General features: G+C 63.4%; 16 protein-coding genes. 7 read left to right on the forward strand and 9 right to left on the reverse strand.

Features of this window, described 5'->3' with window-relative positions; all coding sequences use genetic code 11:
• Positions 1 to 12: 12 nt before the first annotated feature.
• On the forward strand, positions 13 to 852 hold the full coding sequence (locus tag OEG79_RS12815) for a hypothetical protein (RefSeq protein ID WP_185965417.1): 840 nt from the start codon (positions 13 to 15) through the stop codon (positions 850 to 852).
• Positions 853 to 940: 88 nt separating this feature from the next.
• Here OEG79_RS12815 and rluB read toward each other — a convergent pair whose 3' ends face one another.
• From rluB to OEG79_RS12850, 7 genes are all read right to left on the reverse strand, one after another.
• Positions 941 to 2,095 carry a 23S rRNA pseudouridine(2605) synthase RluB gene (gene rluB / locus OEG79_RS12820; protein WP_264145388.1) on the reverse strand — a complete coding sequence of 385 codons (1,155 nt, stop codon included), beginning with the start codon at positions 2,093 to 2,095 and terminating at the stop codon, positions 941 to 943.
• 112 nt (positions 2,096 to 2,207) lie between these two features.
• Complete coding sequence (locus tag OEG79_RS12825; RefSeq protein ID WP_264145389.1) at positions 2,208 to 2,390, reverse strand: DUF1289 domain-containing protein; 183 nt, start codon at positions 2,388 to 2,390, stop codon at positions 2,208 to 2,210.
• Between the two features lie 96 nt (positions 2,391 to 2,486).
• The gene (gene scpB, locus OEG79_RS12830; protein ID WP_264145390.1) at positions 2,487 to 3,287 is read right to left on the reverse strand and encodes an SMC-Scp complex subunit ScpB; all 801 of its coding nucleotides are present in this window, start codon (positions 3,285 to 3,287) and stop codon (positions 2,487 to 2,489) included.
• Positions 3,284 to 3,982, reverse strand: a complete 699-nt coding sequence (locus OEG79_RS12835) for a segregation and condensation protein A (protein ID WP_264148719.1) — start codon at positions 3,980 to 3,982, stop codon at positions 3,284 to 3,286. Before OEG79_RS12835 ends, scpB begins: the two co-directional genes overlap by 4 nt.
• A gap of 140 nt (positions 3,983 to 4,122) precedes the next feature.
• Complete coding sequence (locus tag OEG79_RS12840) at positions 4,123 to 5,298, reverse strand: tryptophan--tRNA ligase (protein ID WP_264145391.1); 1,176 nt, start codon at positions 5,296 to 5,298, stop codon at positions 4,123 to 4,125.
• A gap of 112 nt (positions 5,299 to 5,410) precedes the next feature.
• Positions 5,411 to 6,037: an L-threonylcarbamoyladenylate synthase gene (locus tag OEG79_RS12845; protein WP_264145392.1), complete on the reverse strand. Its 627-nt coding sequence runs from the start codon at positions 6,035 to 6,037 to the stop codon at positions 5,411 to 5,413.
• Positions 6,038 to 6,050: 13 nt separating this feature from the next.
• A complete protein-coding gene (locus OEG79_RS12850; RefSeq protein ID WP_264145393.1) occupies positions 6,051 to 6,917 on the reverse strand; it encodes a PHP domain-containing protein in 867 nt (288 codons plus the stop codon).
• Positions 6,918 to 7,177: 260 nt separating this feature from the next.
• Here OEG79_RS12850 and OEG79_RS12855 point away from each other — a divergent pair, with 260 nt between their 5' ends.
• From OEG79_RS12855 to OEG79_RS12875, 5 genes are all read left to right on the forward strand, one after another.
• Positions 7,178 to 7,477 (forward strand): YciI family protein, encoded by a 300-nt coding sequence (locus OEG79_RS12855; RefSeq protein ID WP_264145394.1) that lies wholly within the window; start codon positions 7,178 to 7,180, stop codon positions 7,475 to 7,477.
• A 41-nt stretch (positions 7,478 to 7,518) separates the two neighbouring features.
• Complete coding sequence (locus OEG79_RS12860; RefSeq protein ID WP_264145395.1) at positions 7,519 to 7,899, forward strand: translation initiation factor 2 (IF-2, GTPase); 381 nt, start codon at positions 7,519 to 7,521, stop codon at positions 7,897 to 7,899.
• 3 nt (positions 7,900 to 7,902) lie between these two features.
• Positions 7,903 to 8,580, forward strand: a complete 678-nt coding sequence (locus OEG79_RS12865; RefSeq protein ID WP_264145396.1) for a response regulator transcription factor — start codon at positions 7,903 to 7,905, stop codon at positions 8,578 to 8,580.
• Positions 8,581 to 8,718: 138 nt separating this feature from the next.
• On the forward strand, positions 8,719 to 9,126 hold the full coding sequence (locus OEG79_RS12870) for a Spy/CpxP family protein refolding chaperone (RefSeq protein ID WP_264145397.1): 408 nt from the start codon (positions 8,719 to 8,721) through the stop codon (positions 9,124 to 9,126).
• Positions 9,127 to 9,189: 63 nt separating this feature from the next.
• A complete protein-coding gene (locus OEG79_RS12875) occupies positions 9,190 to 10,518 on the forward strand; it encodes a sensor histidine kinase (RefSeq protein ID WP_264145398.1) in 1,329 nt (442 codons plus the stop codon).
• Positions 10,519 to 10,524: 6 nt separating this feature from the next.
• On the opposite strand, the gene OEG79_RS12880 is transcribed toward OEG79_RS12875, so the two are convergent.
• Both OEG79_RS12880 and OEG79_RS12885 read right to left on the reverse strand, forming a co-directional pair.
• On the reverse strand, positions 10,525 to 11,085 hold the full coding sequence (locus OEG79_RS12880) for a nitroreductase family protein (RefSeq protein ID WP_264145399.1): 561 nt from the start codon (positions 11,083 to 11,085) through the stop codon (positions 10,525 to 10,527).
• A gap of 85 nt (positions 11,086 to 11,170) precedes the next feature.
• Entirely contained in the window at positions 11,171 to 11,542 is a 372-nt protein-coding gene (locus OEG79_RS12885; protein WP_264145400.1) for a YkgJ family cysteine cluster protein, read from the reverse strand.
• Between the two features lie 150 nt (positions 11,543 to 11,692).
• Between OEG79_RS12885 and OEG79_RS12890 the strand changes: the two genes are divergently transcribed.
• On the forward strand, positions 11,693 to 13,147 hold the full coding sequence (locus OEG79_RS12890; protein WP_264145401.1) for a TrkH family potassium uptake protein: 1,455 nt from the start codon (positions 11,693 to 11,695) through the stop codon (positions 13,145 to 13,147).
• Position 13,148 lies beyond the last annotated feature (1 nt).

The following is a 13,148-nucleotide window of genomic DNA, read 5'->3' on the forward strand; positions in this document are numbered from 1 at the left end:
GAAGTGCATTTCATGAACAAGTCTCGCCTCCCATCCAAGCCTCTCAAACTGTTCAGCCTGTGCCTGCTGGGCGCGACTTTGTCCGCCTGTGCTGGCGGCGGCATGATCAGTACCGGCAACCAGTCCACTGCCATGTCCGGATCTGCTGGTGGTAGCACCAGCGTCGGCGCCAACCCAGAACTGGAGCGCTGCGATCGCACCCTGGGAACCATCGCCATCGATGATGGGCGCAATTCCGACTGGTATGGCCAGTTTGGCAGCGCAACCCAAGTCACCAGCATCGAACCACTCCTGCGCCTGGCAGTACAGCAATCCAACTGCTTCGTGATCACCTCCATCGGCAACCAGCAGCTAGACAGCCGTCTGAGCAAGATAACCGACCAGCAGCGCAATTCCGGCGAATACCGTGCCGGCTCCAACCAGCAAAAGGGCCAGCGCGTTGCCGCTGATTACTTCCTAGAACCCAAGATCATCATCGATAACGATTCGGTAGGCGGCGTGGGCTCAGCCATCGGTGGCCTACTGGGCAACAGCGCCGTGGCGGGTCTGGCGGGTGCCTTGCAATCGAAGGCATCGGTAGTAACCCTGTCGCTGTTTGACATTCGCTCCTCGGTACAGATTTCCACCTCCGAAGGCAACGCCACCGCTACCAACTATGGTGCAGCCATGGGCGCCCTCACCAGCAGCGGCGTGGCCGGCGGCCTGGGTGGTTTCTCCCGCACCCCGGAAGGCAAAGCCACCGTGGCAGCGTTCAACGACGCTTGGAACAAGATGATCGTCTCCCTGAAAAACTACAAGGCACAGGAAGTTGAAGGTGGCCTGGGTACCGGTGGCGTCTTGAAGGTCAACTGACCTACATACACCTTCACCAACAAAAACGCCCCGCACAAGCAGTTGTGCGGGGCGTTTTTGTTTGTAAACCGCTTGGGACTATAGATTTCTAGCGCTTGCGCCCGAAGCCCGGCCGTTGACCGTCACCCGCTGGCGGTCGCTTACCCGGGGTAGCCGGACGCGGCTTGCGCGCCGGACGCTCGGACAACTCGACGGCCGGGCGCGGCTGACGCTTCTTCATATCACTCGGTCGTTCGGCGACTGGCGTGCCGCGGTTGTTTTCACGACGCTCGCCACCCTCCTTGCGCGGCGCACGTGGCGTACGCTGCTCGCTATCCTCACGGCGCGGCGCGCGGCTCGGACGCGCGCCCTCAGCCGCATCATCCTTCGCCGGGCGCAGCACGCGCTTGCCACGCACCTCGACCGGTTTGGCCGATTTGCGCTGCAGGCGGTCAAGCTTCTCGCGGGTCTTTTCCTTCATCGCCGGCAGTGCCTGCGGGGTCAGGCCAACTTCGGCGCTGAGAATGTCCACTTCACGCTGCTCCATTTCGCGCCAGCGGCCCATGGTCAGCTCGGAAGTCAGGAACACCGGGCCGAAGCGCACTCGCTTCAGACGGCTCACCACCAGGCCCTGGGATTCCCACAGGCGACGCACCTCGCGGTTGCGCCCTTCCATCACCACGCAGTGATACCAGTGGTTGAAGCCTTCACCACCGGGCGCTTCCTTGATGTCGGTGAACTTGGCCGGACCATCCTCGAGCATCACGCCGTTCTTGAGGTTTTCCAGCATTTCCTCGGTGACTTCGCCACGCACGCGCACCGCGTATTCGCGGTCCATCTGATAGGAGGGGTGCATCAGGCGGTTGGCCAGCTCACCGTCGGTGGTGAACAGCAGCAGGCCGGTGGTATTGATATCGAGGCGCCCGATGTTGATCCAGCGACCTTCCTTCGGTCGCGGCAGGCGGTCGAACACGGTGGGACGGCCTTCCGGGTCGTCACGAGTGCAGATCTCGCCGTCCGGCTTGTTGTAGATCAGCACGCGGCGAACCGAACCGGTGATTTCTTCGCGCTTGAGCAAGCGGCCGTCGAGGGCGATGGCGTCGTTGGCATCGACACGCTGACCCAGGGTTGCAGCGGCGCCGTTGACCTTGATCCGCCCTTCGGCAATCCAGGTCTCGATTTCGCGACGCGAGGCCAGCCCGAGGCGGGCCAGGACTTTCTGCAGTTTCTCGCCTGCAGGACGCGGTTGTTCGTGCTCAGTCATCTTGGGCACCTCCCGGTGTAGTAAAGGATGATCGAAGGGCGCGCATCATACGCGCTGTAGAGCCCATAGGGTAGACGATGCTGCGCTATTCGCCCGCAGGGCGTGGGGGTCGTCAGTACTTGCGCCGGCCGGTCGCCTCCAGCGCCAGCAGGCGCATATCGGCTTCGGCCATCAGCGCCAGGCGTTCGTGCTTGTCCAAGCGCTTCCAGCCCTTGATTTCCTGACGGCTGCGGCCGCAGCCCAGGCAGATGTCCTTGTCGAACTCACACACCTTGATGCAGGGATTCTTGCTCATTGCCTCTCCTCGACCAGTGCGGGTCGGATGCTGGCAAGAATAATGGCCTGGGCAGGCAAGCGTGATTGAAGGATTCGATACCCGGCTTAAACCCTGTCAATGCAACGATTCGTCACCATCCAGGTCGGCCAGATCACTTTCGACTGGCTCGTCGTCGCTTTCGTCATCCAGGTGCAGGTCATCGAAGTCGGTCTTGAGCCCTTGTTCCATGTCGTCCAGCTCGGCCAGCAGGCTGCGAAAACTGGTCTCCTCACGCGGCTGCTCTGCAGCTTCACCTTCCTCCTGCAAAGCCAGGGCGGCGCGCGCCTGCAAGCCGGCCGGCACCTCGGCATCGTCGTCCAGCGCCAGCTCCGGTTCGGGCTCCAGTTCGCGCAGGGCGGCGAGCGGTGGCAGCTCGTCGAGGCTTTTCAGGTTGAAATGATCGAGAAAGCCCTTGGTAGTGGCGAACATCGCCGGACGGCCCGGTACATCGCGATAGCCCACCACACGAATCCATTCGCGCTCCAGCAGGGTCTTGGTGATATTGCTGTTGACCGCCACACCGCGCACATCCTCGATCTCGCCACGGGTAATGGGCTGACGGTAGGCGATCAGCGCCAGGGTCTCCAGCAGCGCACGGGAATAGCGTTGCGGGCGCTCCTCCCAAAGCCGGCCAACCCAGGGGGCGAAGCGCTCACGCACTTGCAGGCGATAACCCGAGGCGACTTCCTTGAGCTCGAAGGCACGGCCTTCGCAGGACTGGCGCAGAACTTCCAGCGCCGCCCTGAACTGCTCGGGCTCGGGCCGCTCGCCCTCCTCGAAAAGCTCGAAGAGACGCTCAAGCGACTGCGCCTTGCCGGAGGCGAGCAGGAAGGCTTCGAGCAACTGGGCCAGTTCTTTGGGGTCGTTCAGATTCATTCGGCACGGGCTCGGACATGGATGGCGGCGAAGGGCTCATTCTGCACCAGCTCCACCAGGGATTCCTTGATCAATTCGAGAACTGCCATGAAGGTCACCACCACGCCAAGCCGACCCTCCTCGACGGCAAACAGCTCGACGAACGGCACGAACGCGCCCCCCTTGAGACGCTCCAGCACTTCGCTCATGCGCTCGCGGGTGGACAGGGCCTCACGCGTGACCTGGTGGCTCTCGAACATGTCGGCGCGGCGCAGCACCTCGGCCATCGACAGCAGCACTTCTTCCAGGCTGACGTCCGGCAGCAGCTTGCGCGCACGGGCTTCCGGGGCGTCCAGCCTGGGCACGCTCACGTCGCGGCCCACGCGCGGCAGTTCATCGATATTCTCGGCAGCGGCCTTGAAGCGCTCGTACTCCTGCAGGCGACGAATCAACTCGGCGCGCGGATCGTCCTCTTCCTCTTCCGCCTCGGCGGAACGCGGCAGAAGCATGCGCGACTTGATCTCGGCGAGCATGGCGGCCATGACCAGATACTCTGCAGCCAGCTCCAGTCGCACCGACTTCATCAGCTCGACATAACCCATGTACTGCTTGGTGATCTCGGCCACGGGTATGTCGAGGATGTCGATGTTCTGCTTGCGAATCAGATAGAGCAGGAGATCCAGTGGTCCCTCGAAGGCTTCGAGAAAGACCTCCAGGGCATCCGGGGGAATATAAAGATCCAGCGGCAGTTCGGTGACCGCCTCGCCGTAGACCAGGGCGAACGGCAGCTCCTGCTGAGCGCCGGCCTGGCTGTCCACGGCTGGCGTGGCGGACTCACTCATCGACTGAGGCTCCTTCAACGATGATTCAGGCCCATGGCCTGGCGAACTTCGGCCAGGGTTTCGCGCGCCTGGTCACGCGCGTGCTCGGCACCCTCGGCGAGGATGCTGCGCACCAGGTCCGGGCTCTCCGCGTAATCGATGGCGCGCTGCTGCAACGGCGCGAGTTCGGTCTGCAGGGACGAACACAGAGCGCTCTTGCAATCGACGCAACCGATCGAGGCGCTGCGACAGCCCTCCATGACCCAATGCAACTGCTCGTCGGTGGAATACAACTGGTGCAGCGACCACACCGGGCAACGTTGCGGCTCCCCCGGATCGTCGCGGTGCACGCGTGCCGGATCGGTGGTCATGCGCCGCAGTTTTTCCTCGATCTCGGCATCGCTATCGCGCAGGAATATCGCGTTGCCGCTGGCATTGGCCATCTTCTGCCCGTCCAGGCCGGGCACCCGCGAGAATTCGGTGAGAAGCGGCTGCGGTTCGCTCAGAATCACCTTGCCGCCGCCTTCCAGGTAGCCGTACAGGCGCTCCTGGTCGCCCAGAGTAATGCTGCTCTGCTCCTTGAGCAGCGCCCGTGCCGTCTCCAGCGCCTGGATATCGCCCTGTTCCTGATAGGCCTTGCGCAGGTTGCTGTATAGCTTGCCGACCTTCCTGCCGAGCTTGCCGATGGCAGCCTGGGCCTTGAGTTCGAAATCCGGCTCGCTGCCGTACAGATGGTTGAACCGGCGCGCCACTTCGCGGGCGAATTCGATGTGGGGCAACTGATCCGCACCGACCGGCACCTGACCGGCGCGATAAAGCAGGATGTCCGCCGCCTGCAGCAGCGGGTAACCGAGAAAACCGTAGGTGGCGAGGTCCTTGCTGCTCTGATGCTCCTGCTGCTCCTTGTAGGACGGCACCCGCTCGAGCCAGCTCAGCGGGCAGATCATCGACAGCAGCAGGTGCAGCTCGGCGTGCTCCGGCACCTGGGATTGCACGAACAGAGTCGCGGAGCTGGGGCTGACACCTGCCGCCAGCCAGTCCACGGCCATGTCCATGACATGCTGGGAAATCAGACGGGTATCGGCGTACTCGGTCGTCAGCGCATGCCAGTCGACGATGCAGAAGTAGCAATCGTATTCGTGCTGCAACTTGACCCAGTTCTTCAGCACACCCTGGTAGTGCCCGAGGTGCAGGCGTCCGCTCGGACGCATTCCTGACAGCACCCGACGTTCGGAGTCGTTAAGGCTCAAACCGTTCTATCCAAAAAATCCAGACAAGGCGCTGGAGTATAGGGTAGCTGCGCTCACAACGGAAAAGCCCGTATCAGAGTTCGTTGAACGCTGTCGGGTCGCCGCAGCCGACGCGCACGACCTCGGGGCTTTCGCCGGCGAGATTGACCACAGTGGAGGCCTCCAGCCCGCCAAATCCACCGTCGATGATCAGATCCACATGATGCTCGAGCACCTGGCGCATCTCATAAGGGTCGGACAACGGCAGATCGTCGCCCGGCATGATCAGACTGACGCTCATCAACGGCTCACCCAGTTGCTCCAGCAATGCCAGGGCAATGGGATGACTGGGCACGCGGATGCCGATGGTGCGGCGCTTGGGGTGCAGCAGCATGCGCGGCACTTCGCGGGTGGCATTGAGAATGAAGGTATAGGGGCCTGGCGTGTGGTTCTTCAGCAGGCGGAAGGCCGCAGTGTCGACCTTGGCGAACAGGCCGATCTGCGAAAGGTCGCGGCAGACCAGCGTGAAGTTGTGCTTGTCATCGAGCTGACGCAGACGACGTATGCGTTCCACCGCATTCTTATCGCCAATGGCGCAACCCAGCGCGTAGGAGGAATCGGTCGGATAGACCACCACACCGCCGCCACGAATGATCTCCACGGCCTGCTTGATCAGACGTGCCTGCGGGTTTTCCGGATGAATCTGGAAAAATTGACTCACGCTTGCTCCCAGCTCATGAAGTGACAGCGGATGGCTGTGCATGTTCGAAGCGCTCCCAGAGCGCGGTCAGGTCATCGGGCAACGGGCGGTACATGCCCACCTCGGACCAGTCGCCCGGCGCATGGAAATCGCTGCCGGCGCTGGCCATCAAGCCAAACTCGCGCGCCAGAATCGCCAGGCCACCCACTTGTTCCGCCGGCTGCATGCCGTTGACCACTTCCAGGGCATGACCACCGGCCGCAGCGAAGTCGGCTACCAGACGTCGACGCTTACTGCGAGTAAAGTCGTACTGCCACGGATGCGCCAGGCTGATCCAGGCCCGGGCCGAGCGCAAGGTGGCAACGGTTTCTTCCAGCATAGGCCAATGTTGCTTGACGTCACCCAACTTGCCCGAGCCCAGCCATTTGCGAAACGCCTCGGCGCGGTCACGCACGTGCCCGGCGCGCACGAGAAACTCGGCGAAGTGCGGTCGCGCCGGCGCGTTGCCACTGTCGCCCAGTTCCTGCTGGACAGCCCGAGCCCCCTCCAACGCACCGGGCATGCCTTTGGCAGCCAGGCGTCGGTCGATTTCCTCGGCACGCTGCCAGCGCCCATGGTGCAGGGCCTCGATGGCCTCGCGCAGGGCCGGCGCGTCCTGTTCGAAGGCATAACCCAGCACATGGATGGTCGCTCCGCCCCAGGTGCAGGACAGCTCGATACCGTTGATCAGCTTCATGTCCAGGGCCGTTGCCGCGCGGCGCGCCTCGTCAAGGCCCTCAACGGTGTCATGGTCGGTCAGCGCCAGCAGCCTCACTCCGCGCTCATACGCCCGGGCCACCAGTACGGCGGGTGCCAGGGCGCCATCGGAGGCAGTGCTGTGGCAGTGCAGATCGACAATCATGGCGGCGCTTTCGTTGAGATTGATGTTTGTTATTATGCCCCACATCCGCCACAAGCAGGCCGTTGAAAAACCCAGGCGAGACAGCCAGTGCAAGGCAAATGCAGGCGAAAAAGCGCAGTCACGAGTTGTAGATGAGCATTTTTAGCCTGCCTTTAACGCAGCAATGGCAACGTAGGTAGTTTCTCAACAGCCTGCTGGGCAACTGCCGTATGGCACAAATACTTCACTCCCTCCTGCCTCGCCCCCAAATAAGGACTGAGATGCTCTACGCCATCATCGCCACCGACGTCGAAAACTCCCTGGAAAATCGCCTGGCCACCCGCCCCGCTCACCTGGCTCGCCTGGAGCAGTTGAAGGAGGAAGGCCGCCTCCTGCTGGCCGGTCCGCACCCGGCCATCGACAGCAACGACCCGGGCCCGGCGGGCTTCAGCGGCAGCCTGGTGGTTGCCGAGTTCGAATCGCTCGAAGCCGCGCAGAAGTGGGCCGATGCCGACCCGTACCGCGCAGCCGGCGTGTATGCCAGCGTTGTGGTCAAACCCTTCAAGAAAGTGCTGCCCTGACGCAGCACCAGCCAAGCTGCTTTCGCATACAAGGAATCGCGATGCGCTCGATCCCGTCGTCTCTGCTGGTCACCCTGCTGCTGACCTGCGTCTCGGTACAGGCCGAAGAAGAAATCGTGCAACCGACCGCGCCGGAAGTCGCAGTCGATAGCCAGAGTCGTGAGCTCGAGCAGCGCCTGGCCCAAAGCGAACAGCTGCGCAGCGAACAGGAGGCCAGTAGCGCTGTACAACTGCAGCGCCTGCGCCAGGAAAACCAGCGCCTGCGCATGCAGCTCAAGGAAAGCCAGGCGCAGAGCCAGCCGCGTCTGCTCAATGAAGAGCAGACCTGGTTCGCGCTTGGCGCCGCCCTGAGCCTGGTCTCGATACTGTTCGGCGCTCTGCTGCGCGGTCGTCGTAAAAGCCGTCGCGAGTGGATCAACTGAGCCATGAGCCGACTGCTGCTGATCGACGACGACCAGGAACTCTGTGAGCTGCTCGCCAGTTGGCTGACCCAGGAAGGTTTCCAGGTTACCGCCTGCCACGAGACCGGCAGCGCGCGTCAGGCCCTTGCTGCCCAGGCGCCTGACGCCGTGGTGCTGGACGTGATGCTGCCCGATGGCAGTGGCCTGGAACTGCTCAAGCAACTACGCGGCGAACATCCGGACCTGCCTGTGCTGATGCTCTCGGCTCGCGGCGAGCCACTGGATCGCATCCTCGGCCTGGAACTGGGCGCCGATGACTACCTGGCCAAGCCGTGCGACCCACGCGAGCTCACCGCACGCCTGCGCGCCGTTCTGCGGCGTACCGCTCCCGCCCCGACCAGCAGCCAGTTGGAGCTGGGCGACCTCAGTTTCAGCCCCAACCGCGGCGTGGTGAGCATCGGCGGACATGACATTCCCCTGACACTCTCGGAAAGTCGCCTGCTGGAGGCCCTGCTGCGCCAACCGGGCGAGCCGGTGGACAAACAGGCACTGGCGCAACTCGCCCTGGGTCGAAAGCTGACCCTGTACGACCGCAGCCTGGACATGCACGTCAGCAATCTGCGCAAGAAAATCGGCCCGCACCCTGACGGTCGCCCGCGCATTCTCGCCCTGCGTAGCCGCGGCTATTACTACGCGCTGTAGAACGTGTGCCGACCTCTGGTAAAGACCTTGCAACATTGCCTTTACCCAAGCTTTACCCACGCCTGACTGCCCTTGACCTTGACCGCCGCATACTGAGCCCATCCGGTCGTTACCGGTTTCGAGACAAGGAGAATCACCATGCGCAAGACCCTCACCGCACTGCTGCTCGCTGCCACCCTGCCGACCCTGGCCTTCGCCATGCCCGACGGCGGCCCACGCCACCATGACCGTGGCCACGGCATGTTCAAGGAGCTGAACCTGAGCAAGGAACAGCGCCAGGAGTTCCGCAAGCTGATGGGCGAGCAGATGAAGACCCATCGCGACATCACCAAGCGCTACCTGGACAAGCTGCCGGAAGCCGAGAAACAGGCCATGAAGAAGGAGCTGGAACAGGCCCGCGCCAACCAGCACAAGGCATTGCGTGACCTGCTCAACCCGGAACAGCAGAAAGCCTTCGATGAGCACCAGAAGAAAATGGAAGCTCGCCGCGCTGAAATGGCCGAGTTCAAGGCCTGGAAAGCCGAGAAGGCGAAAAGCGGCAACTAAGCCGTAAACCCTGACCCGCCGCCGCGCTCGCCGAGCCCGGCGGCTTTTGCATGAGGAATCACCGTGCGATCACTGTTCTGGCGCATTCTGGCGACTTTCTGGCTGGCCATCGCCCTGGTGGCCGGCCTGTCGCTATTGCTCGGCCGCGCCCTGAATCAGGACGCCTGGATTCTCAGCCTGCACCCGGGCCTGGATGACCTCGACAACAAGTGGGTCCAGCGCTACGAGCAAGAGGGGCCGGCGGCGGCCCAGGCCTTTCTCGAACAGCGCAAACGCGAATACCGCATCGACACCCAGGTGCTCGGGGAAAGTGGTCAGCAGCTGGTCAAGGGCACCTTCCCGTCACGCGCCGCTGCGTTCGAAGCGCGTCATGGCGATGACCGCCGTTTACCCTGGCGCCGCCTGACCGCCGAGTACACCAGCCCGGAAAGCGGCGAGAGCTATCTGTTCATCTACCGCATCCCGCATCCGGAACTGGCGGCCTGGCACCGTGGCAGCCTGTTCTGGCCACTCAGCGCCCTGGCCATCGCCCTGGTGGTGCTGACGCTGTTCAGCCTGATGCTGACGCTGTCGATCACCCGCCCACTGGATCGCCTGCGCGGCGCCGTGCACGACCTTGGCCAGACTGCCTACCAGCAGAACAGTCTGGCCCGCCTGGCCACCCGCCGCGACGAACTGGGGCTGCTGGCCAAGGACTTCAACCGCATGGGCGAGCGTCTGCAGGGGCTGATCGGCAGCCAACGCCAGTTGCTGCGCGACGTCTCCCACGAATTGCGTTCGCCCCTGGCGCGTCTGCGTATCGCTCTGGCGCTGGCAGAACGCGCTGATGCCTCAGAGCGGGAAAAGCTCTGGCCACGGCTTGGCCAGGAATGCGACCGGCTGGAAGCGTTGATCAGCGAAATCCTCGCCCTCGCCCGCCTCGACGCCGATCCGGGTGCGGCCCAGGCGATCGATCTGCGCGCACTGCTCGGCAAGCTGCAGGAGGACGCACGCCTGACCACGCCGCAGCAGCCGCTGCAGATCGATTTCGATCAGGCAGCACACCTCGAAGGCTGGCCGGATATGCTCGAGCGCGCGCTCGACAACCTGCTGCGCAATGCCCTGCGCTTCACCCCCGAGAACCAGCCCGTGGTTATCGGCGTGCAGCGCCAGGGAGCGGACGTATTGCTGAGTGTTCGCGACCATGGCCCGGGAGTCGCCAGCGAACACCTGCAGCAGTTGGGCACGCCCTTCTTCCGCGCGCCGGGCCAAAGCAGTTCCGGCCACGGCCTCGGGCTGGCCATTGCGCGCCGGGCGGCGCAGCGTCATGGCGGTGAGCTGTTGCTGGAAAACCATCCGCAAGGCGGTTTCGTCGCCACCCTCAGGCTGCCAGCCAAGCAGCTGACGGCCTGAGCCCGCTCAGCCTTGCCAGGTCCTGACGAAATCCTCGACTCGTAGTTCAGGAGCGCGGCGCGGCTCGCGCTCCGGCGTGCCGAGGTAGAGATAGGCGATGATCTGCTCATCCGCCGCCAGGCCCAGACCTTTGGCCACATGAGCGTTGTAGGCCATGTCGCCGGTACGCCAGACCGCACCGATACCCTGGGCATGCGCAGCCAGCAGCATGCCATGGGCAGCGCAGCCGGCGGCGATCACCTGCTCGGACGCAGGCACCTTGGGGTGCGCCTGGACACGGGCTATCACCACGACCAGCAACGGAGCGCGCAGCGGCATGCCACGTGCTTTGTTCAACGCTTCCGGCGAGACCTGAGCGTCGGCGACCTGCAAGGCCTCGGCGAACAACTCCCCCATGCGCTCGCGCGCCTGACCTTCTACGGTGAGAAAGCGCCACGGGCGCAGCTGACCATGATCCGGCGCACGCAACGCCGCGCGAAACAGCAGTTCACGCTGCGCCGCATCCGGCGCCGGCTCGACCAGACGGGGAACGGAAACACGGTTGAGCAGAGCGTCGAGAGCCTCCATCGGCCACCTCCGAAACACAAAGATGGCGCATTCTAGCAGGCTCTTGCAGCCAGACCGGCTTTGGCTTCTCGGGCCGTGACCAGGCTCAGGCGACGCGATCGGGTGATATCACCGGCTGCACCGGAGGTGTCAGCGGCGGCAGACCATGGGCCATGCGCGCTTCATCGCAACGCGGGTTGTGCACACCGTCCTCCCAGGAAGCCTTGAATTCGCGGCAACTGCTCGAACGCTGTTCATACATGGTGCAGCGCACGCCGCAACCGACATCGCCCAACAGCTGAACACAGCGCGCCGGCTTGCTCTCGGTACCGCGCATGGCAACGAAGTGCGGACTGATCTGAATGACCTGTTCGTCCGGGACGCTACCGCCCGCGGATTGACACTCGCCCCAGAAGAAGGACACACGAAAGAACGCGCAGCAGGCGCCGCACGTGAGGCAGGGATTGGCTTCGGACATTTGAGGAGAACTCGGAAACCGGCGAACGCCGGCAACGGACGGCTATTCTATGCTTGGGCATGCGCTTGTAAAGCCCCCTCGTGCAGCGGTTTACAGCTGCACGTCCACGGGTAGAATGGCGCATTTTGACAACCCGCCAGAGCCTTCTACATGGCCTTGCCGACGCTGCGCATCATCGGTTTCATCATCGGCATATTCCTGATTACCCTGGCGGTCGGCATGACCATCCCCATGCTGACCCTGCTGATCTTCGAGCACCCGCAAGATCTCAACGCCTTTCTCTGGTCCAGCCTGATCACCCTGCTCACCGGCCTCGCGCTGGTGATCCCCGGTCGCCCGGCGAATGCACGGCTACGCCCGCGCGACATGTATCTGCTGATGACGGGAAGCTGGACCCTGGTTTGCGCTTTCGCCGCCCTGCCGCTGATGCTGATCGCCGGTATCAGCCATACCGACGCCATCTTCGAGACCATGTCCGGCATCACCACGACCGGCTCCACCGTGCTGACCGGGCTGGACGACATGTCTCCCGGCATTCTGATCTGGCGCTCGATGCTGCATTGGCTGGGCGGCATCGCCTTCATCGGCATGGCCGTGACCATTCTGCCGCTGCTGCGCGTCGGGGGCATGCGCCTGTTCCAGACCGAATCCTCGGACTGGGGCGAGAAGGTCATGCCCCGCTCCCACTCGGCCTCCAAGTCACTGCTGCTGATCTATATCGCCCTGACCCTGTTCGGTTTCCTGGCATTCTGGGCGGCGGGCATGAGCCCCTTCGATGCCATCAACCACGCCATGGCTTCCATTTCCACCGGTGGTTTCTCCACCTCCGACGCGTCCCTGGCACATTGGCCGCAGCCTACGGTGCACTGGACGGCCATCATGCTGATGCTGCTCGGCAGCATGCCATTCATGCTCTATGTGGCCTTCGTTCGCGGCAATCGCCAGGCCTTGTTCAAGGATCATCAGGTCCGTGTTTTCATCGGTTTTCTGCTCCTGACCTGGCTGGTATTCGGCACCTGGCTGTGGATCAACTCGAATTACGCCTGGCTCGACGCATTGCGCATCGTCGCGGTGAACATCACTTCGGTGGTGACCACCACCGGTTTCACCCTGGGCGACTACACCACCTGGGGCAGTTTTGCCGTACTGCTGTTCTTCTACCTGACCTTTGTCGGTGGCTGCTCCGGCTCCACCGCCGGCGGCCTGAAGATCTTCCGCTTCCAGGTCGCCTATGTGCTGCTCAAGGCAAACCTGATGCAACTGGTGCACCCGCGCGCAGTGATCAAGCAGCGATACAACAATCACAACCTGGATGAAGAGATCGTCCGCTCGCTGATCACCTTCTCCTTCTTCTTCACCATCACCATCGGTGTGCTCGCCCTTGCCCTGACACTGGTCGGCCTGGACTGGGTCACCGCACTGAGCGGCGCCGCTACCGCCGTATGCAATGTCGGCCCGGGCCTCGGCCCGATCATCGGTCCGGCCGGCAACTTCGCCAGCCTGCCGGACTCGGCCAAGTGGCTGCTCAGCGCCGGCATGCTGATCGGCCGCCTGGAAATTCTGACCGTGCTGGTGCTGGTCACCCGCAGTTTCTGGAAGCACTGAC

The sequence above is a fragment of the Pseudomonas sp. Z8(2022) genome (assembly GCF_025837155.1).
GTDB lineage: Bacteria > Pseudomonadota > Gammaproteobacteria > Pseudomonadales > Pseudomonadaceae > Aquipseudomonas.

Excerpts from the sequence above, each read along its gene's own strand:
- OEG79_RS12815 (WP_185965417.1), top strand. The coding sequence starts at position 13 with ATGAACAAGTCTCGCCTCCCATCCAAGCCTCTCAAACTGTTCAGCCTG.
- rluB (WP_264145388.1), bottom strand. The coding sequence starts at position 2,095 with ATGACTGAGCACGAACAACCGCGTCCTGCAGGCGAGAAACTGCAGAAA.
- OEG79_RS12825 (WP_264145389.1), bottom strand. The coding sequence starts at position 2,390 with ATGAGCAAGAATCCCTGCATCAAGGTGTGTGAGTTCGACAAGGACATC.
- scpB (WP_264145390.1), bottom strand. The coding sequence starts at position 3,287 with ATGAATCTGAACGACCCCAAAGAACTGGCCCAGTTGCTCGAAGCCTTC.
- OEG79_RS12840 (WP_264145391.1), bottom strand. The coding sequence starts at position 5,298 with ATGCGTCCGAGCGGACGCCTGCACCTCGGGCACTACCAGGGTGTGCTG.
- OEG79_RS12850 (WP_264145393.1), bottom strand. The coding sequence starts at position 6,917 with ATGATTGTCGATCTGCACTGCCACAGCACTGCCTCCGATGGCGCCCTG.
- OEG79_RS12855 (WP_264145394.1), top strand. The coding sequence starts at position 7,178 with ATGCTCTACGCCATCATCGCCACCGACGTCGAAAACTCCCTGGAAAAT.
- OEG79_RS12860 (WP_264145395.1), top strand. The coding sequence starts at position 7,519 with ATGCGCTCGATCCCGTCGTCTCTGCTGGTCACCCTGCTGCTGACCTGC.
- OEG79_RS12865 (WP_264145396.1), top strand. The coding sequence starts at position 7,903 with ATGAGCCGACTGCTGCTGATCGACGACGACCAGGAACTCTGTGAGCTG.
- OEG79_RS12870 (WP_264145397.1), top strand. The coding sequence starts at position 8,719 with ATGCGCAAGACCCTCACCGCACTGCTGCTCGCTGCCACCCTGCCGACC.
- OEG79_RS12880 (WP_264145399.1), bottom strand. The coding sequence starts at position 11,085 with ATGGAGGCTCTCGACGCTCTGCTCAACCGTGTTTCCGTTCCCCGTCTG.
- OEG79_RS12885 (WP_264145400.1), bottom strand. The coding sequence starts at position 11,542 with ATGTCCGAAGCCAATCCCTGCCTCACGTGCGGCGCCTGCTGCGCGTTC.
- OEG79_RS12890 (WP_264145401.1), top strand. The coding sequence starts at position 11,693 with ATGGCCTTGCCGACGCTGCGCATCATCGGTTTCATCATCGGCATATTC.